Genomic DNA, 19792 nt, shown 5'->3' on the forward strand with positions numbered 1-19792 from the left:
AAATAACAAATAACCAATAACAAATAACAACCTATGGCTTTAACTCAAAACTATAAATTAAACGTTATCCAATGGTATCCCGGTCATATTGCCAAAGCAGAAAAAAACCTCAAAGAACAACTCAAACGGGTAGATGTAGTATTGGAAGTGAGAGATGCCCGGATTCCTTTAGCGACACACCATCCCCAAATCGACGAGTGGGTGGGGAATAAGGCGCGAGTGTTGATTTTTAACCGGGTAGATATGATCACACCCCAAATGCGTGATTTATGGATAGATTGGTCTAAGCGTCAGGGAGAAACCGCTTATTTTACCAACGCTCAACACGGACAAGGTGTCGTTGCTGTGTCCAAAGCCGCACAAGCAGCTGGGGTAGAACTCAATCAACGTCGCAGCTCACGGGGAATGTTACCCCGTCCAGTCCGCGCCGTGGTAATTGGTTTTCCTAATGTGGGTAAATCAGCCTTAATTAACCGTCTTTTAGGAAAACGAGTTGTGGAAAGCGCCGCTCGTCCCGGTGTGACTCGTCAACTGCGGTGGGTACGAATTTCTGAACAATTGGAGTTACTAGATGCGCCTGGAGTCATTCCTTTAAAATTGGAAGACCAAGGAGCAGCCCTCAAATTAGCTATTTGCGATGATATTGGTGAAGCTGCTTATGATAATCAACTAGTAGCGGCTGAATTAGTAGATATACTGAATTATCTCCAGCACATAGCCCCGAATTTGCTACCGCAAAAACCGTTAGAGTCCCGCTATGAACTAGACTCCACACCCCATACAGGAGAAGCATACTTGCACGCGTTAGCAGAGCATCGCTATCAAGGTGATGTTGAGCGAGCTGCAAGGCAACTTTTAACAGATTATCGCAAAGGTTTCTTCGGTACTATCCCCTTAGAAATCCCACCAGATTATCAATAGACACATCTCAAAACTGAGTAACCGTCAAGTTTACACCAGAATCTAGGCGAGGAACTTTTAAATATTCTACAGGCTCGCCATTCTGCGGAGGTCGATAATTCTTGGCGGATTCGCACTGCTCAAAAAAAGCGCCTGGATTTTTAATCAAATCAAGCGGACTAACTTTTTTGCAGCCTTGCTCGCGTACCACCAAAACCGAGTCCGTGGTCTGTTGTGAACTATCCCAGTTATTATTGATTGTGGCCGGTGCAGTCATCAAAATTGCCGCCTGATTACTCGGCTGTGTAGTTGTGGAGGCGTTTTCTTGATTGGCATAAGCACTATGAGGCATAGCGATCGCACCAATTATAAAACATAACCCTAAAGGAAAGGATTTCATATATTTAATCTCTCAAGCTTCCTAGATTTAATCCTAATCTCATCATGAGAAATAAGTAAATTGGCGATTAGAAAAAAAACTAGATTACAGAACGTAGATACACCCAAACCCTGACAAGTTTCCAATTACAAATCATAAATAACAAGTGACCAATACCGTTCCCCATTAGTTAGCTTTATTTGCACCGCCTTACTTACCAGCCACATTTGCACAACTAAGCATAGTTATAGCAAACTATACGCACTAGAAATGCTAATTTCCGCGATCGCACGATAGTATAGCCTAGGCGACTAGCTAATGGGGAGTAGAGAGAATGCCAAATTGAGACTCGAATAGTCTATGGCTTCAGGTTTTCAATCCAAAATCTGTATTGGTCTAAGTGGTTGAAACAAATTTATGTGTTATTTCCCTAACCCTCGGTCCCTCACCCCTTCCACAACAACTTGATTTTCACACTCATGATTGAACTCAAACTACGCCTACAAGAGGGAGAAGCTGAAACCACAATTTCAGTCGATCAAGATGTATTCACGATTGGTCGTTTACCAGAATGTAATTTATACCTACCCTTTGGTGGAGTTTCTCGCAACCATGCTAGGCTAGTGAGAAAATCTGTAAATATTTGGACAATTGAAGATTTAGGCAGTAAAAATGGGACACAAGTTAATGAACGTCTTGTTACCCATCCCCAGGAGTTGCAGCATGGTGATATTATTTGGTTAGGCAACGTTAGCATTTTCGTGCTGTTCTCAACTTTGAATCCCAACGTGCTCCCAATAGCGACATCAAGTGTGGAAACCGCAGAACAAAGAACGATTCTTCACAACGCCGAACAATTACAACAGCGATGGATCGAAGCTGATAGTAAAGATGGGAAACTCAGCAATAAAGATAAAACAATTGCTCGCCTGAAGGATTTAGTAGATATTGCCAAAAATCTTTGTGCAGCTACCTCAATCCAAGAAATTTTTTCACAAGTACAACAAGTAGTTTTTCGTTATCTTAATAGTATTGACCGTTTGGCATTATTAATAGATGTTAATGGAGGCGGTAATTTAGAATTAATCAACGCTGCTGCTAGAAACGCTTCCCAACAAGAAAACTTAACCGCTGATGGTAGTTGGATTAGCCGCAGTATTTGTCAGAAAGTATTTGCAGAAAAAGTTGTTATTCAAACTGCTGACACCCATAAAGATGAACGATTTTCCGGAGAACACAGTATTTTAGTCAAAGGAATTCGCAGCGCCATGGCGGTTCCCTTATGGGATGAAAATAAAGTCGTAGGCGTTCTCTATGCTGATGCTCATCTTTCTTCTTATCACTGGGCAAAAGAAGGTGAAGAAGAACTCAGCTTTTTTTCAGCTTTAGCGAATCTTGTTGCTTCTAGTGTGCAACGTTGGTTGTTAGTAGATAGGCTGAAAACAGAAGAAATGATCCGTCACAAACTAGAGCGTTATCATTCTCCAGGCGTGGTACAACAGTTAATATCTGTAGGTGGATTACCAGATGGGCGGTTGCTGCCTACAGAAAGCGAAATTAGTATTTTATTTGCCGATTTAGTGGGATTTACAGCCATATCTGAACGGTTAACACCAACAGAGATCGCGCAATTATTAAATAATTTTTTTGAAGAAATGCTGCAAGAAGTGTTTGCCTATGGTGGCACTTTAGATAAATATATTGGTGATTGTATCATGGCCTTTTTTGGTGCTCCCGAACCACAATCAGACCACGCAAATCGCGCCACTTCCGCTGCTAAGGGTATGCTCACTCGGTTAGAAAAGCTCAATGTTAACGGTTTTTGGCACGAACCCTTACAATTAAGAATTGCTATCAATAGTGGCAAAGCCGTTGTGGGCGATGTTGGTAGCTCCCAAAGAGTAGAATATACAGCCTTAGGCACCACAATTAATTTAGCGGCGCGGATGGAAGGAGTGTGTCCCCCCGGAGAATGCATTATTAGTGAAGCTACTTTTAAAATGCTTTCTGATCCCTCAGACTTCCAGGAAATGGGAGATTACCGTTTTAAAGGAATTAACCGATTAGTGAAAGTTTATCAAACGAGGATGCATTAGGGGAATGGGTGAGCCACTGCTACCTCAACACCCTCGGACACAATCAAAATTATATAAATATAAATACTTAGTTAATTTGTATCTTTTATATCAAAATAAATTGCGAAAAATTAATAAAAAAGAACCAACTCTTTTTTAAAGGACTAGAATTTGGGTGGAGCTGGTGAAATCGAGCTGTGTCATCCCAATTCTCCAAAATTAGGCAACAGACTCAAATTTGAAAATCATGATGGAATCAGCCTTTTGTAACGATGAATTACGAATTGGTGTCACACGAGGAAGCTATCTTCAGCTATTTATGAACGGGAGGTCAGGTCATGGCTATCGCCACCATTAATCCCGCAACAGGGGAGACTTTTCAAACTTTTGAGCCGCACGATCATTCAGAAATTGCCGCTAAACTGGATTTGGCAGGTCAAGCGTTCGAGCATTACCGCCAAACAAGCTTGGATGAGCGATCGCACTGGCTACAAAAAGCTGCAGACATTTTAGAACAAGAGAAGGTCGAATTTGCCAAATTGATGACCCTAGAAATGGGTAAACCTTTGAAAGCAGCGATCGCCGAAACAGAAAAATGTGCCCTCGTCTGTCGCTACTACGCCGAACAAGCCCCAGGTTTTCTAGCTGATGTCCCAGTGAAAACCGATGGTGGTAAAAGTTTTGTTCGTTACCAACCCCTAGGTGTAATTCTGGCAGTAATGCCATGGAATTTCCCCTTTTGGCAAGTGTTCCGCTTTGTCGCTCCCACACTCATGGCGGGAAACGTCGGCTTACTCAAACATGCTTCTAATGTGCCACAGTGTGCTTTGGCAATCGAAGATATTATTAAACGAGCTGGTTTTCCGCAAGGAGTATTTCAAACTCTCTTAATCGATGCTGCGAGAGTAGCCAATTTAATGGCCGACGAAAGAGTCAAAGCAGCCACCTTGACGGGAAGCGAACCCGCAGGCGCATCTTTAGCCGTCGCCGCCGGCAAACAACTCAAAAAAACCGTTTTAGAATTGGGAGGAAGCGACCCCTTTATCGTGTTAGAAAGTGCTGATTTAGAGACAGCAGTTGTCACAGCAACTACAGCACGAATGTTAAACAACGGCCAATCTTGTATAGCAGCGAAACGCTTCATTGTAGCAGAAGCGATCGCTGACAAATTTGAAAAGCTGTTGTTAAATAAATTCCTGGCGTTGAAAGTTGGCGATCCCATGGAACCAGATACCGACTTAGGCCCATTAGCAACTCCTGATATTCTTCAGGAACTCAACCAACAAGTGCAAGCTGCAGTCGCCAGCGGCGGTAAAATTCTCACCGGTGGACAGCCTCTGGGCGATCGCCCCGGTAACTTCTACCCACCGACAATCATCACCGACGTTCCCCAAGATAGCCCGATCGCCCAAGAAGAATTTTTTGGGCCAGTAGCCTTGTTATTTCGGGTTCCAGACATCGACGCCGCCATCAAACTAGCCAATGCTACACCTTTTGGCCTAGGTGCTAGCGCCTGGACAACCAACGCCCAAGAAAGCGATCGCTTAATCACAGAAATAGAAGCAGGTTCAGTATTTATCAACAGTATGGTGAAATCTGACCCCCGCCTACCTTTTGGTGGTATTAAGCGTTCTGGATACGGCAGAGAATTGAGTATCCAAGGTATACATGAATTTGTCAATGTTAAAACTGTGTGGGTCAAGTAATTAGGAGTTAGAGGTTAGGGGTTAGAGGTTAGGGGTTAGAGGTTAGGTATAGAATTATTCCTATTTCCTAATCCCCAGTCCCTAATCCCCAGCCCCCAGCCCCAAATCCCCAGTCGCTAGCGAGGAAATCAAATGAATACCGCAGAACTGTTAGTACAGTGTTTAGAAAATGAAGGGGTGCAATATGTTTTTGGTCTTCCTGGCGAAGAAAACCTACATGTTTTAGAAGCACTCAAAAATTCTTCCATTCAATTTATTACCACCAGACATGAACAGGGTGCAGCCTTCATGGCGGACGTCTATGGACGCCTAACAGGAAAAGCCGGAGTTTGTCTTTCAACTCTCGGCCCTGGGGCTACAAATTTAATGACAGGGGTAGCAGATGCTAACCTCGATGGTGCACCTCTAGTGGCTATTACTGGGCAAGTAGGCACAGATAGAATGCACATCGAATCCCATCAATATTTAGATTTGGTGGCTATGTTCGCCCCTGTAACTAAGTGGAATAAACAAATTGTCCGCCCTAGTATTACACCAGAAGTGGTGCGAAAAGCATTCAAGCTCGCACAAACAGAAAAACCCGGTGCAGTTCATATCGATTTGCCTGAAAATATTGCTGCCATGCCAGTAGAAGGCAAAGCATTACATAAAGATAACATTCAAAAAACCTATGCTTCCTTTGCTAGTGTGCGGGCAGCAGCAGCCGCAATTTCTCAAGCAGTTAACCCTTTAATCTTAGTAGGAAATGGCGCCATCCGTGCCCACGCTAGTGATGCCGTCACCCAATTTGCTACACAGATGAATATTCCCGTGGCTAACACTTTTATGGGTAAAGGTGTTATCCCCTACACTCATCATCTAGCTTTGTGGTCGGTGGGATTACAACAACGAGATTTCATCACCTGCGGTTTTGATAACACAGATTTAGTCATTGCTATTGGCTATGATTTAATCGAATTTTCTCCGAAGAAATGGAATCCTGACGGGACAATTCCCATTCTACATATTGCCGCTGATTCAGCCGAAACAGATAGTAGTTATATTCCTAATGTTGAAGTTGTTGGGGATATTTCTGATTCTCTCAATGAAATCTTAAAGCTAGCAGATAGACAAGGCAAATCCAATCCCTACGCTATCAGCTTGCGGGGAAATATTCGCGCTGATTACGAAGAACATGCCCATGATGACGGTTTCCCCATCAAACCACAAAAGTTAATTTATGACTTACGACAAGTGATGGGGCCGGATGATATTGTGATTTCTGATGTTGGTGCCCACAAAATGTGGATTGCTCGTCATTATCATTGTCATAGCCCCAATACTTGTTTAATTTCTAACGGTTTTGCAGCGATGGGTATTGCTATTCCCGGTGCTTTAGCAGCTAAACTTGTTCATCCCCACCGCAAGGTTGTCGCCGCAACTGGTGACGGTGGCTTTATGATGAATTGTCAGGAATTAGAAACAGCTTTGCGCGTGGGTACGCCTTTTGTCACCTTAATTTTTAATGATGGTGGCTACGGTTTAATTGAGTGGAAACAAGAAAATCATTTTGGCCCTGGGAAATCATCTTTTGTGCATTTTGGCAATCCTGATTTTGTCAAATTAGCGGAAAGTATGGGTTTAAAAGGTTATCGCGTGGAATCGGCGACGGATTTAATTCCTGTACTCAAAGAAGCCCTCGCGCAAGATGTCCCTGCAGTGATTGATTGTCCTGTGGATTATCGAGAAAATCGCCGCTTTACACAAAAAGCCGGTGATTTGAATTGCGCTGTGTAAGATATTTTTCGGCTGATTTTTTGGCATTAGATTAATTAATTAAAAACTCCATCTTTTTGTAGGTGGAGTTTTTTGTTTTGTGTTTTGTCAATTCCCCGAAAGGAAACAACAGATAAATTGGTAGGGGCGTAGCTTGCTTCTCCGTTTCGGAGTACGGTTGTTCGCCCTGCTACGCGGAGGTTTTCTGAGGATATTTGGCGATTTTTAAAATTGCAATACAGTTTTCTGCACATATGAATACTGAATCTTGCATCTGAGAGTGCATGAATCTGTAGGACTAATTTTTACAGTTTTTATATTCTGAATATATAAGCATATGGCTATTTTTTTGAATAGCTGATGAATTTTTAGCTATTCACAATATCAAAAATTATACCAAATTAAAGAGGCTTTCTTTATGACTACGATTCCTAATGATCCGTTATTTCGGTATCAATGGCATTTGTATAACTATGGACAAAATGGTGGTATTCCTGGTGTGGATCTGAATGTGGTTAATGTCTGGGATGATTATACAGGGCGGGGTGTTTTAGTCGGTGTTTTCGAGGGGGATGGTGTTGAATATGACCATCCAGATTTGGCAGCAAATTACGATACTACTAGAGATTATGATGGCGTGACTAATGGTGGTAATCCTTACCCTTTAATTGGAGAAAGTGGTCACGCTACTTCTGTCGCAGGTGTGATTGGCGCCGTGGCTGGAAATGGAATTGGTGGTGTTGGTGTGGCTTATGGTGCTTCTCTGGCTTCCTTCCGGTTTTTATTCTCAGATGATGCGAGTGAAATCAGAGCTTTGCAACGTTTACGGTATGTGGATGTTGCTAATAATAGTTGGGGTAATACTGCATTCTTTAATGCTAATTTCCTTGATCCCGCACAAGCTCTTGTTGGTCAAGCTATTCAGGATGCTGTGCGGTTTGGGCGTAATGGTTTAGGAACAGCGATCGTTTTTTCAGGTGGAAATAACCGTCAACAAGGTTTGGATACTAATTATTCTAACTTGACCAACTCCCGTTATGCGATCGCTGTGGCAGCACTCGATAACTATGGGTGGGCTACTTCATACAGTACTCCTGGTGCTTCGATTCTTGTATCTGCGTTTGGTAGTGATCCATCGAGTATTGTAACTACTGATCGCAGAGCCAATGGATATTATAACTACCAGTTTGATGGCACATCAGCAGCTGCGCCGATGGTTTCTGGAGTAATTGCCTTAATGTTAGAAGCCAATCCTAATTTAGGATATCGAGATATCCAAGAAATTCTCGCCTATTCTGCTCGTCAAAACGATCGGTATGGATTGGGAGGAGATTACTATTGGCAAATCAACGGTGCAAATAATTGGAATGGTGGGGGTTTACATGTCAGCAATGATTATGGATTTGGGTTGGTGGATGCGCTAGCTGCGGTGCGGTTAGCGGAAACTTGGCAAAAACAGAGTCGATTTGATAATGAGCAGTATCTGAGTTACAGTTCGGGTAATTTAGGCTGGATGATTCCAGATAACGATTTCTGGGGAATTAGCAACAGCTTGTGGGTGACTGCAGGTTTAGAAATTGATACTGTGGAAGTAGAACTAAATCTAACTCATCCTTATCGAGGTGATCTTGTTGTTACTCTCACTTCTCCTAGTGGAACTGAGAGTGTTTTAGTTAATCGACCAGGTAATGGGAGAGATTCTGACGATAATATCGTGTTCAAGCTTTCTAGTACCCAATACTGGGGAGAAACGAGCGGGGGAAGATGGACACTGACAGTTCAAGATTTAGGTTCTGCCGATGTTGGTGTTTTGAATAGTTGGAAATTGAATTTATACGGTGACGCAGATACTGCTAATGATACTTATTTCTACACCAATGAATATGGCATTTATGGTAGAACTACTCTAACTGATAGTTCTGGTGTGGATACGATTAATGCTGCTGCTATTACCTCTAGTTCTATCCTCAATTTGACTTCTGGTTCTACTAGTATTTTGAACGGAAATTTTTTAAGTATTAGCGCCGGAACTGTGATTGAAAATGCCTATACTGGCGATGGCAATGACATAATTACAGGTAATAGTGCTGCTAATGTTTTATCTGGTGGCAGAGGCGGTGATATAATCTACGGCGGCGCCGGTGATGACACCTTGTTGGGTGGTGCTGGGATGGATATTCTCAGAGGTGATGAAGGTAATGACATCCTTGTGGGGGGTGCTGGGATGGATATGCTCACAGGTGGTTTAGGGGCAGATTATTTTGCTTTTAACTCTCCTAATGAAGGTTTTGACTCAATTACCGACTTTAACGTGGTCGATGACACGATTGTTGTCTCTGCATCTGGTTTTGGTGGTGGGTTGGTGGCTGGGGTGTTGGCTGCTAATCGGTTTGTGATTGGCTCTGCAGCGACTACAACTAGTCAGAGATTTATTTATGATAGGACTTTTGGCTCTTTGTATTTTGACCCAGATGGTACAGGTGCGATCGCTAAGATTCAATTTGCTACACTCAGCACTGGGCTGGCTATGACTAATGCTGATATTTTAGTAGCTGCGTAGCGGTGTTCGTGGTGAGGACTTCAGCGCTGGAGAGGAGGACTAAAGTCTTCACTACGAGCTAATATCCTTCAGATAGCAAACATTTGGAGGAGATCAATGTTGATTCGTGCTTTTTTTGAAGCTGCTCAAGTTGAGGGTACGCCATCACCTTACGATACCATCCATCTGAAAATTTTTTATCCAGGACAGATGTCGGGGAGTGATTTAGAAAAGAATATGGGGATTGTCGCTGCTGACTCTGACTTGGCGCCTTTTCCAGTGGTAATTTTTTTCAACGGTTTTAACTGTGATGCTCAACACTACTATTGGTTAGCGGTGAAACTAGCTGAACGGGGATTGGTGGTGGTAACTTTTAATTGGGTGACACAAAGCCTACCAGGAATGATTAGCCTTACTCCTGGAGTTGATCTCGAAGCCAGAAAACCAAAAGTTTATCGTACCATTCCCACTGCTACGGCTTTGCCAGCAATTTTAGCTAAATTAGCGCAGTTGCAAAATCAAGGGATTTTAGCTGGGATGCTGGACTTAGAAAATATCATTCTTGGTGGACACTCTGAGGGTGGGAGAGTAGCAATGGAAAACGCTGATCCTGGCTTTTTTCCGGGAGTAGTAGCATCTTTCGCTTATGGCGCCCACACTGCAGGACTGGTGTTTTTAGGGTATGAATCAGCGCAGATTTTACCTTTACCAGATGCTTTACCTTTACTGCTGATGGCTGGAACCTGTGACGGGGTGATTGCTAACAGTAGCGATCGCTATGGAATCAACCGAGCAGATTCTACCACAACGGTGGTGCGGACATTTCAAGAAGCGATCGCTGGAGGACGAAATGACAGCTATCTGCTACTTCTCGAAGGCGCTAATCACTTTTCTATAGCCGACATTCTCGACTCTACCACAGCTAGACCTTACCTCGACTTCAACCCGACCCAACCCCAAGAAAACTTCCGGTTGCTCATCGCAGAAGCTATCAGCTTGTTCATTGATACTCATATTCGCCTCGAATCAGACGCATCCCAAAAGTTGATGCAATTCCTTAACGCTGTCAATCCTTTGATCAATTCATTTAGATGTAAGTGAATCAGGGAATAGAGATAACCAATAACAGATAACTTACTCACCACTTTTAGCAGGAAATCGTGGGGGATAGATCAGAATAATTATCTGGCATTTTGGCATTATTGAAGATAGCTCACATAGTAGGAAATGCCAAAGGCAAATATTGTCAAAAGAATGGGAACTACGGTGTTTAACTCTATTTTGCGGTTCTTGAGCATTTCTATACAAGATAAGGGAATTACTAAGGGCCAAAAAATAGTTGTGATTAAGAACATGAGAAAAGATAAAAATTTATCTTCTGGTGTAGAAGTTGGATGTAGCCAGGAAAATCTTATCCAATTACTCAAAAAATACGCGGATATCAGTAGATAACTAATCACCAGAGTTAACTGTATTTGATTCATGGCTGGTACCCCTGGGTGTGTGGGTTGATTAATTAACAAATGGAATGAAAATATAATACCAAATTGGGCAAAAATATCGCAGGTAATGAGCAATATAAAGGCAAATTGCCAGATATTGTTTGAGAATAATAGCGAAAAAAAATTTAATTTTTATATATAATGCAATCGCCCACTAAAAATAATCAGACATTATCTTTGTAATTTATCTAACTAACAAAGTTAATCTTGACTGTTTCTTTAGACAGAGGAAACTAGTTGAGGTCAAGAGATAAGTTTATTTATAGACTAGTCCACAATTTCAATGTCTTTGCTAATACCCTCCTACGACTTCCCTGCGTTGGAGGCTATTTTTTTGGCATTGTTTAGCAGGAAATGAGTGTTGGCAAATAACCAATCACAAAAATAATCTGTTTTTGCTAATTTTCTATGGTTCTGGTGTTTCCTGAGAAAACTTTTTATGGATAATTTGAGTATGTTTGCCGTCAGCAGTGGCAGCTGTCATGAGATACTCAATCAGGTTGTCTGAAAAGGGGACACGCAAATGGAATGTCCCGTCTGATTTGAGCTTGACGGGATGTTCACCGATGGTGACGGTGGCGTTGGGTTCGGTGGCGCCATGAATGATTAACTCGGCGTCAGCTACAAACCAGAAGTCTGCATGTTGACGGTTGAAGACGCGAACTGAAGGAGAGCGAGCAATTGCTACCCACTGACCATCTGCGACGTGACCAATTTCGGTGATGTAGTCACGATCGCTAGTTGGTATGGCGACGAAGCGATCGCTAGCTACTAATTCTAATTCATACTGCTGCACTAGTTGCGGGGTTTGATAACTCAAGTCTAATCCGGTGACATCGTATAATCTAAGTGCGAATTGCAACGCTCCGTTATGAGGCAGTGCTTGCTTTTGAGCGTCGGTAATGTGCCAATTTACATAAGCCCATTTAGGTGTACGCGGGGTTAACACAACTGTGCTGGCTGCTGGTAAATCGATTGTTTCTGTATCCACGTGGGGATGACTGAAAACGCGGACTGCTCCAGAGCGAGCAATTAATACCCACTGCTCATCTGTGATATGACCGATTTCGGTGATGTAGTCACGATCGCTCGTGGGAATAACGACAAAGCGATCGCCAGTGTCTGCTTCTACGTCATATTCCTCTATCAGTTGCGGCGCTTGATAACTCAAGTCTAATCCAGTAACATCATATAACCTCAGTACCAATTGCGAGACGTTGTTTTTTTGCAGCGCTTGTTTGTGGGCGTCGGTAATGTGCCAATTTATATAAATCCAGTCTGGTGTTCTGGGTGTGATGACAATGATATTTTCTTCTGGGACGTTTGTTATGTCTGCATCTACATAGGCATGACTAAAGATGCGGACTGCTGGCGAGCGAGCAATTAATACCCACTGATTTTCTGTAAAAGAACTGATTTCAGTGATGTAGTCACGATCGCTAGTGGGAATGGCGACGAAGCGATCGCGGGCGTCAGCATCCAGTTCATATTGTTGCACTAGTCGGGGCGCTTGATAACTCAAGTCTAATCCTGTGACATCATATAGTCTCAGCACTAATTGCGACACCCCAGCATTTTTTAGCGCTTGCTTGTGCATAGTGGTGAAATGCCAAGATACATAAGCCCACTTGGGAGTCTGGGGTTTAAAGACAATCATATCTGCATCTGGTGGAAAGGCGATTGATGCATTGTCTATTGTGTATGTTTGTGTATCTGCGGCTGATTCCCAAGTAGCAATATCTACCCCTGCTGTGGGGGTGGTTGCTGCTTGTGGGAATGGGGAGACGATTTCGATTGTCTCTTCTTCTGAAGGATTTGTTGTCAGTTCTTCAGCGTCTGCAAGTGCATTTAATGCAACTTCTGGTAATTCTGGTAATTCGGGAATGGTATTAGTGATTTCCGGGGTTGGTTCGGGGATGAATGCTGAGTCTGGAGATGTGATTTCATTAACTTGTGTATCAGCCCACAAGTCTGTATTTTCCACAGGATGGAATGGGGTTGGGGGTAATTCCTCTGTTGGTTCAGCTAGATGTATATCGGGTAGTTGCTGGTATGGAGGATTGACCACAGCGGCTGGTGCTTCGGCTTCCCAAGCAGCTTCGCCTAGGGGAGGAGTAATTTCTGCGTTGGCGTCAACGCCTGGGTTGTCGATGGTGATTGTGTCGTCGGTTGATGGTGTTAAATTTATACTTTCCTCGGCTGTTGCTGCTGGCGGAGATTTTTTAGCGCGTCTACTGGATAACCACCATAACAATAGTCCCCCAGTCGCGGGCAAGAGCAACCATAAAAATAATGTCGGATCGATGGTGCTAGGATCTGTTTTGACAGGCGTGGTGGCTGGTTGTTCAGTAGAAAGAATGGTGATTTCTGGGGGTGCGGACGCTAAGGTAACAATAGAGGATTTACCTTGGGCGATCGCTTCTGCTTCACTAGTTCTAGCTGCATCTATGGCTTTTTGTCCTGGTGGGGCGATCGCAAAACCCAGAAATGCAGCGACACCAGCAGGGGGATTTTTTTTGTAGACGTAGACTAGCGGTTGGGAAAAAGGATATTGCTGATCGTTAGGTGAAACTTGATCCACCTGGAGAAACCGCACATTTTGCAGCTTTGATAACTGATCAACTAATCCATAGCTGATACCAGCTTTACCCAATTGTTTGACGATTTCTGCGGTGTTATCTTCTGCTATTTGGGTTGCATTAGGGCTAGTAGCGAAGTTAGCGGCTTTAAAGACAGGGGAATTGCGAAAATTGGTGCGGGTGTCGCTAGTTTTGGGGCGATCAATGATGCGGAGTTCACCTTTAGGCGCACCCAGTTGTGACCAATCTGTGATATCCCCACGAAAGATTTTCGCAAATTGCTCATTAGTTAAGCTCCCAGTCACGGGATTTTCTGCACCGACGATGATTGCTATTTTTTCTCGCCGCACAACGGCTTGCTCTAAGCCTTGGGCTTTTTCTTCCGGGGTTAAACCGCGACTGAGCGCCACCAAATCTACTTTCCCATCTAGCAAAGCCGTCAGCGCTTGCTCTGTTTCACTAGTTAGGGCTTCTACTTTTGTCCCAGGAAACTGCTGCTCAAAACCTGCTTTGAGTTCTTGGTTAATCGCCCCTAAATTATTCGCACCATCAATCCGGATTGTAGTTCCATTTTCCACTGCTGGCGGCAGTGCAAAAGCTGGAGTTTCGGTCGCCGATTGTGCCAGTATGGGAGCGGACACGAAAAAATGAGCCGCCATCGGAGTAGTCGCTATGGCAAACAGCAATGCCAGACTGACTATAGAACTATCTTTTTTTTCTTGTCGCCACATATACCCCTTATGCAAGATCAAAGAAACAGCAAGCCTGTCAGCCCTAAATTCCACGTTTCCGTTTGTGGAGGAGACGCGCTAATTATACATCTTTATTGAATAAATGCTAGTCAAGTAAAGGCTGAAGGCCGACCGCAGTTGTCAGTTCTTTGATGGTTAAGCAACCAGCATTCATCCTTTATTTCCGCAACAGCAACACTTTTGTAGTATAATGATGCACCTGCTTTAGCCCAAGCAACCGTAGGAATTGCCATGGGCATTGCTGGCAGTGACGTAGCTCTAGAAACAGCAGATATAGTATTAATGGCAGATAGACTAGAAAAAATTGCCGTAGCTATAAAATTGGGTAGGCGATCGCAATCTATCATCAAGCAGAACATATTCATCGCCTTAAGTTTTATCATGTTATTGCTGGTGGGCAACTTTTTCGGCAACGTTAACCTCCCCCTCGGTGTCATTGGTCATGAAGGCTCAACAGTTTTAGTTACTCTCAGTGGTTTGAGATTGTTAAAATAGGGAGATGGGAAGATGGGGTGATGGGAAGATAGGAAGATGGGGTGATGGGGAGGTGGGAAGCTTTGGGTTCTGAAGTTCAAGTTTCAGGCTCAAAGGCTCAAACTTCAGCCTCAAAGCCTCAAACTCCAGGCTCAAAGGCTCAAACTTCAGCCTCAAAGGCTCAAACTCCAGCCTCAAAGGCTCAAACTCCAGCCTCAAAGGCTCAAACTTCAGCCTCAAAGCCTCAAACTTCAGCCTCAAAGCCTCAAACTTCAGCCTCAAAGCCTCAAACTTCAGCCTCAAAGCCTCAAACTTTAATCCCCACCTCCCACACCTCCCACACCTCCCACACCCCCCACACCTCCCACACCTCCCACACCTCCCACACCCCCCACACTCCCCGTGCTCAATTCGCTTGCCAGATGTATTTGCCGAGAACTATACTCAGATCCATCAGGTTATTAGAATGTTAAATGCATTGTGACCACACTAGCTGGACGCTATGAAATAATCGGGCAATTAGGCGGAAGAGGCTTTGCAATTACATTCCTCGCCAAAGATCATCTGCAATCAAATAAACCTGTGTGTGTAGTCAAACAACTGCATCCACATCAACTCCATCCGCGAATTGTGGATTTGTTTGCTAGGGAAGTCACTATCCTAGAACATCTCGGTCAACATTCCCAAATTCCGCAGTTATGGGCACACTTCAGCGAAAATCAATACCTCTACATCGTCCAGGAGTTTATCCCAGGACATGACTTAAGTCAAGAAATCTTGCCGACCAAGCAATCAAGTGAGGAATTTGTCGTCGAATTATTGCGGGACGTTTTAGAAGTTCTGTGCTTTGTACATAGTCAGGGAGTAATTCACGGCGATATCAAGCCCCGCAATCTCATGCGCCGCTATAAAGATGGTAAGATTTGCCTGATTGACTTTGCCACAGTCAGGGAAATTGCTTCGCTGATGGTAGATGCTCGTGGTGAATTTATTTCTAGTGCGGTGATGGGTACACCAGGTTACACGCCCAATGAGCAAAAGCAGGGTAAACATTGTTTGAGTAGCGATATTTATGCTTTGGGGATAACTGCAATTCAAGCTTTGACCGGGATTAAACCTGTGAAATTCACCAAGGATTATGGTGGTGAAATCATTTGGAGAAATCAAGTAGACATCAGCCCGTATCTTGTAGATGCGATCGCTAAAATGGTACGCTCTCACCCCAGTCTGCGCTACCCTGATGCTATGGCGGCTCTACAAGATTTAAATTCCCAATCATCGCCAAAAACACAGTTGTCACGGCGCACAGCTTTGAAAGCAGCGAGTTTTGTTGGTGCTGGTTTGGCTGCGAGTGTTTTGGTACAGAAAATCTTCCAATTACCAACCACACAAAGCACCGCTCCGCTGTTCTTCGCTCCCAAGTTTGAGAAAAAACCTCCGCAAATCAACGCTACAGATGTTTCTCAACAGCAATCATTTTTAAAAACCTTTGCATTTGAGACAGTAACGGTGGATCAATGGGGAAGAATCATCGCCCAAGAATCTCATCAAAGAAGATTCTTTGCGGAAGATTTGGGTAAAGATTTGATTTTGGAGATGGTAGAAATACCGGGTGGTGAATTTGTTATGGGTTCATCTCCCCAAGAAAGCGATCGCCGGCGAGATGAGGGGCCACAACACACCGTGACCATACAACCCTTCTACATGAGCAAGTTTTTAATTACCCAAAAGCATTATCAGGCGCTGATGAATAGCAATCCTTCGGGATTTATTGGCGCACTCAAGCCAGTAGAAAGGGTGAGTTGGAATGATGCGCGAGCTTTTTGCGCTCAACTATCCCGACAAACAGGTAAAAGCTATCAACTACCCACCGAAGCACAGTGGGAGTACGCTTGTCGCGCCGGTACAACCACTCCATTCTATTTTGGAGCAACAATCACTAGCGCTTTAGGGAATTATGACGCCAATTTTACCTATGGTTTAGCTCATAAGGGTAATTACCATCAAGAAACCACAGACGTAGGTAGCTTTCCCCCCAACGCTTTTGGATTATATGACATGCACGGGTTAGTTTGGGAATGGTGTCAAGATGCATACTTCCCCAATTACAATCAAGCTTCTGGCGATGGTTCAGCAAGAAAAAGCGATCGCTCTCGTTATCATCTACTGCGCGGTGGTTCTTGGGGCGACCAACCAGGGGCTTGTCGTTCAGCCAGTCGCATCAGATACCCACAGAATTTTAAATCATTATTGCATGGTTTTCGAGTTGTGCTCACTTCTCCTGTAAGTTCTTAGCGAGATGTGGGAGGTGGGGAGGCTTTGAGTTTTGATATCTAAGTTTCTGGTTTAAAGGCGCAAACTTTATCACCCCATCACCCCATCCCCCCATCCCCCTACAATTTCCTGCAGCTAATTCAACACCCTTTGCAAGGTCAGCAATAATTCATTAATGGTGTAAGGCTTGGATAAAAGAGTAGTAACGCCATTAGCAGCGATCGCCTCTAGCTTATCATTAGACATCAAGCCGCTGCTGGCGATGATTTTCACCTGGGGATTGATTTTTTTCAAGGTGCGAATCGCAGTTAAACCGTCGAGTAATGGTAACATCATATCCATCAACACGGCGCTAATTTGCTCGGTGTTTTTGGCGTAAATAGCGATCGCTTCTACGCCATCGTTAGCAATTATGGTTTTGTAATTATAGGTTTCTAAGGAAGTTTTTGTGATATCCTGAACTGCAGGTTCATCATCCACAACTAGAATTAACTCACCATGTCCGTTGCAGGCTGTTAAATCTTCCAAAGCAAACGTTTCCGCACCCTCGACTGCTGGTAAGAACACTTTGAAGTGCGTCCCCACTCCCACTTCACTATGGACATTCACAAAACCACCGTGACTTTTGATAATGCCAATAACAGTAGAAAGTCCTAAACCTGTCCCCTGTCCAACTTCTTTGGTGGTGAAAAATGGCTCAAAAATCCGCTCTAATACTTCTTCGGGAATTCCCACACCATTGTCAGCAACATCAATCACAATATAAGGGCCCACGTTGGCTTCTAAGTTCATCCGCGCATAGTTTTCGTCAATAAACAGGTTTTTTGCAGATATCCGCAATGCGCCGCCATAAGGCATAGCATCACGGGCGTTGACGCAGAGATTCATTAATACTTGATGCAGTTGGGTGCTATCTCCAGCTACCATCCACAAGTTTTGCTGCAAATCTGTAGAAACTTGGATGGATTTAGGAAATGTTTCTTTGAGAATTTTACCAATTTCTACAATCAGGTGTTTCACTTGTAAATTGATGCGTCTTCCTTCCACACCCCGCGCAAACGACAGCACCTGCTTGACTAAATCAGCACCGCGTTTGGCGTTAATTTCTAAAATTTCCAATAGATGCATGGTGCGTTCGTCTGCATCAGGAAATTTCAGCGGTAGTAGTTGCGCTCCTGCTAAAATCGGGGTCAAGATGTTATTCAAATCATGGGCAATCCCGCTAGCTAGAGTACCGATGCTTTCTAGGCGTTGAGCACGGAATAATTGTGCTTCTAAGCTTTTCTTCTCGGTAATATCGGTGTCAACCGTGAGAATTGATTTGGGTTGTCCCTGTTCATCCCTCACCAAACTCCAGCGACTAGATACCAAAATCTCCGCACCACCTTTAGTCACTTTCGCTAGTTCACCTTGCCATTTACCTTTGTTGAGCACCGTAAAGAAAGCTGCTTCAATTTCCGGCGGAGCTTGCTCCTTAAATAATAGCTCACTGGCATTTTTCCCCATCGCCTCTAAAGTTTGCCAACCGTAGAGGTTTTGTGCGGCTTTATTCCAGAACAAAATGTGGTTATTTAAATCTCGCACCAAAATCGCATCGGTGGTAAAGTCTAACAATGCGGCTTGTTCTAGAATTTTCGCTTCTGCGAGCTTGCGTAAGTTTAGCTCATGGTAGACATCGCTAATATCAATGCAAGCACAAGTGATGCCAACCACTGCTTGGGATTCATTCCGCAATGGCTCTACTGTTAAATCATAATAGCGGAGTCCCTGTATCGTGGTAATGGAGACTTCATCTCGTGTACCCACACCACTATTCAAGACACCCAATTTAATCACCGTCAAGCGTTGAGCATCTTCCACCGGGAGTAATTCCCAATCTGTTTTACCTAACATTTCTTCGGCTTTCAATCCAAAGCCGGGGTTATATATCCAGGTGTAGCGTAATTCTGCATCTTGGTTAAACACAAAGATGGGCGAGCTTTTTAAGGCGACGCGGAACCTTTCTTCGCTTTGGCGCAGCGCCATTTCTCCCCGTTGGCGCTCAATCGCATAACGCATGGAACGGACTAACAAATCCCCTGTAACTTGTCCTTTAACTAAATAGTCTTGTGCTCCAGCTTGCATAGCTTTGAGAGCAATGGTTTCGTCATCTATCCCCGTCAAAACAATAATTGGCGTTGCTTTGGCTTGATGATGTACTCTATTAAAGGTTTCCAAGCCTTGGCTATCTGGCAATGATAGGTCTAATAAAATGACATCAGAGTTCTGATGCTGCAAATACTCTAAAGCTGGAGCCAAATGATCAATGGGTATTAACTCTACTACAGTGGTGGTAACTTCTCTTAAAAACTCTTGTAATAAAAGGATATCACCAGGATTATCTTCGACTAACAAAACTTTAATATTATCTTGTGCCATTTTGATTACTCCGGTGGCAACTTAACAATGGCAAACCAAAAATTTTCTATGGAACGGACAATTTTCACAAATTGATCAAAATCAACCGGTTTGGTGATGTAACAATTAGCTGATAAGTCATAGGCTTTAAGAACGTCTTCTTCAGCTTGGGATGTCGTCAGGACAACTACAGGAATGCGTTTGAGATTTTGGTCGGCTTTAATTTCTGCCAATACCTCTCGTCCATCTTTCTTGGGTAGGTTTAAATCTAGCAGCACAATATCGGGGTGAGCAGCTTGGGTATATTTATCTTGTTTCCGCAAGAAAGCCATAGCTTCTACCCCATCTTCGACTACATTTAGGTGAATCGAGATTTTGCTATCTTCAAGGGCGATCCTTGTCAGCAGAGCGTCACCTGGATTGTCCTCAACTAACAAAACCTGAATAGGCATAATCGCTG

The 19792-nt window shown here is 43.7% G+C and carries 13 protein-coding genes and 1 pseudogene; 8 read left to right on the forward strand and 6 right to left on the reverse strand.

What is annotated here, in order from left to right:
* Positions 1-33 precede the first annotated feature (33 nt).
* A complete protein-coding gene (ylqF, locus tag MIC7126_RS0123820; protein WP_017655643.1) occupies positions 34-921 on the forward strand; it encodes a ribosome biogenesis GTPase YlqF in 888 nt (295 codons plus the stop codon).
* Positions 922-928: 7 nt separating this feature from the next.
* Here the strand turns inward: ylqF and MIC7126_RS0123825 are convergent, their stop codons facing one another.
* The gene (locus tag MIC7126_RS0123825) at positions 929-1300 is read right to left on the reverse strand and encodes a hypothetical protein (protein WP_017655644.1); all 372 of its coding nucleotides are present in this window, start codon (positions 1298-1300) and stop codon (positions 929-931) included.
* Between the two features lie 458 nt (positions 1301-1758).
* Here MIC7126_RS0123825 and MIC7126_RS0123830 point away from each other — a divergent pair, with 458 nt between their 5' ends.
* The 5 genes from MIC7126_RS0123830 to MIC7126_RS0123855 all read left to right on the forward strand — a co-directional run bounded on the left by MIC7126_RS0123830 (position 1759) and on the right by MIC7126_RS0123855 (position 10455).
* A complete protein-coding gene (locus MIC7126_RS0123830; RefSeq protein WP_017655645.1) occupies positions 1759-3375 on the forward strand; it encodes an adenylate/guanylate cyclase domain-containing protein in 1617 nt (538 codons plus the stop codon).
* Between the two features lie 317 nt (positions 3376-3692).
* A complete protein-coding gene (locus MIC7126_RS0123835; protein WP_017655646.1) occupies positions 3693-5060 on the forward strand; it encodes an NAD-dependent succinate-semialdehyde dehydrogenase in 1368 nt (455 codons plus the stop codon).
* A 132-nt stretch (positions 5061-5192) separates the two neighbouring features.
* The gene (locus tag MIC7126_RS0123840) at positions 5193-6836 is read left to right on the forward strand and encodes an acetolactate synthase large subunit (RefSeq protein WP_017655647.1); all 1644 of its coding nucleotides are present in this window, start codon (positions 5193-5195) and stop codon (positions 6834-6836) included.
* A gap of 397 nt (positions 6837-7233) precedes the next feature.
* Positions 7234-9375, forward strand: a complete 2142-nt coding sequence (locus tag MIC7126_RS0123850; RefSeq protein ID WP_017655649.1) for a S8 family serine peptidase — start codon at positions 7234-7236, stop codon at positions 9373-9375.
* 96 nt (positions 9376-9471) lie between these two features.
* On the forward strand, positions 9472-10455 hold the full coding sequence (locus MIC7126_RS0123855) for an alpha/beta hydrolase family protein (RefSeq protein WP_017655650.1): 984 nt from the start codon (positions 9472-9474) through the stop codon (positions 10453-10455).
* A gap of 98 nt (positions 10456-10553) precedes the next feature.
* On the opposite strand, the gene MIC7126_RS29685 is transcribed toward MIC7126_RS0123855, so the two are convergent.
* Together MIC7126_RS29685 and MIC7126_RS0123865 are read right to left on the reverse strand one after the other, a co-directional pair.
* The gene (locus MIC7126_RS29685) at positions 10554-10838 is read right to left on the reverse strand and encodes a hypothetical protein (RefSeq protein WP_081603094.1); all 285 of its coding nucleotides are present in this window, start codon (positions 10836-10838) and stop codon (positions 10554-10556) included.
* A 424-nt stretch (positions 10839-11262) separates the two neighbouring features.
* Positions 11263-14166: a DUF4912 domain-containing protein gene (locus MIC7126_RS0123865; RefSeq protein ID WP_017655652.1), complete on the reverse strand. Its 2904-nt coding sequence runs from the start codon at positions 14164-14166 to the stop codon at positions 11263-11265.
* Positions 14167-14376: 210 nt separating this feature from the next.
* Here MIC7126_RS0123865 and MIC7126_RS0123875 point away from each other — a divergent pair.
* Positions 14377-14682: pseudogene (locus tag MIC7126_RS0123875) on the forward strand (heavy metal translocating P-type ATPase); the annotation flags it as partial.
* On the opposite strand, the gene MIC7126_RS28260 reads toward MIC7126_RS0123875, so the two are convergent.
* Complete coding sequence (locus tag MIC7126_RS28260) at positions 14674-14964, reverse strand: hypothetical protein (RefSeq protein WP_017655655.1); 291 nt, start codon at positions 14962-14964, stop codon at positions 14674-14676. The pseudogene MIC7126_RS0123875 and the gene MIC7126_RS28260 sit on opposite strands and share 9 nt — an antisense overlap.
* Before the next feature lie 177 nt (positions 14965-15141).
* Between MIC7126_RS28260 and MIC7126_RS0123890 the strand changes: the two genes are divergently transcribed.
* A complete protein-coding gene (locus MIC7126_RS0123890) occupies positions 15142-16956 on the forward strand; it encodes a bifunctional serine/threonine-protein kinase/formylglycine-generating enzyme family protein (protein WP_017655656.1) in 1815 nt (604 codons plus the stop codon).
* 114 nt (positions 16957-17070) lie between these two features.
* Here the strand turns inward: MIC7126_RS0123890 and MIC7126_RS0123895 are convergent, their stop codons facing one another.
* Positions 17071-19353 (reverse strand): hybrid sensor histidine kinase/response regulator, encoded by a 2283-nt coding sequence (locus tag MIC7126_RS0123895; RefSeq protein WP_017655657.1) that lies wholly within the window; start codon positions 19351-19353, stop codon positions 17071-17073.
* 5 nt (positions 19354-19358) lie between these two features.
* The gene (locus MIC7126_RS0123900) at positions 19359-19784 is read right to left on the reverse strand and encodes a response regulator (protein ID WP_420795568.1); all 426 of its coding nucleotides are present in this window, start codon (positions 19782-19784) and stop codon (positions 19359-19361) included.
* Between the last annotated feature and the right edge of the window lie 8 nt (positions 19785-19792).

Source organism: Fortiea contorta PCC 7126 (genome assembly GCF_000332295.1).
GTDB lineage: Bacteria > Cyanobacteriota > Cyanobacteriia > Cyanobacteriales > Nostocaceae > Fortiea > Fortiea contorta.

Coding starts and splice junctions, on each gene's coding strand:
- ylqF (WP_017655643.1), top strand. CDS start 34: ATGGCTTTAACTCAAAACTATAAATTAAACGTTATCCAATGGTATCCC.
- MIC7126_RS0123825 (WP_017655644.1), bottom strand. CDS start 1,300: ATGAAATCCTTTCCTTTAGGGTTATGTTTTATAATTGGTGCGATCGCT.
- MIC7126_RS0123830 (WP_017655645.1), top strand. CDS start 1,759: ATGATTGAACTCAAACTACGCCTACAAGAGGGAGAAGCTGAAACCACA.
- MIC7126_RS0123835 (WP_017655646.1), top strand. CDS start 3,693: ATGGCTATCGCCACCATTAATCCCGCAACAGGGGAGACTTTTCAAACT.
- MIC7126_RS0123840 (WP_017655647.1), top strand. CDS start 5,193: ATGAATACCGCAGAACTGTTAGTACAGTGTTTAGAAAATGAAGGGGTG.
- MIC7126_RS0123850 (WP_017655649.1), top strand. CDS start 7,234: ATGACTACGATTCCTAATGATCCGTTATTTCGGTATCAATGGCATTTG.
- MIC7126_RS0123855 (WP_017655650.1), top strand. CDS start 9,472: ATGTTGATTCGTGCTTTTTTTGAAGCTGCTCAAGTTGAGGGTACGCCA.
- MIC7126_RS29685 (WP_081603094.1), bottom strand. CDS start 10,838: ATGAATCAAATACAGTTAACTCTGGTGATTAGTTATCTACTGATATCC.
- MIC7126_RS0123865 (WP_017655652.1), bottom strand. CDS start 14,166: ATGTGGCGACAAGAAAAAAAAGATAGTTCTATAGTCAGTCTGGCATTG.
- MIC7126_RS0123895 (WP_017655657.1), bottom strand. CDS start 19,353: ATGGCACAAGATAATATTAAAGTTTTGTTAGTCGAAGATAATCCTGGT.
- MIC7126_RS0123900 (WP_420795568.1), bottom strand. CDS start 19,784: ATGCCTATTCAGGTTTTGTTAGTTGAGGACAATCCAGGTGACGCTCTG.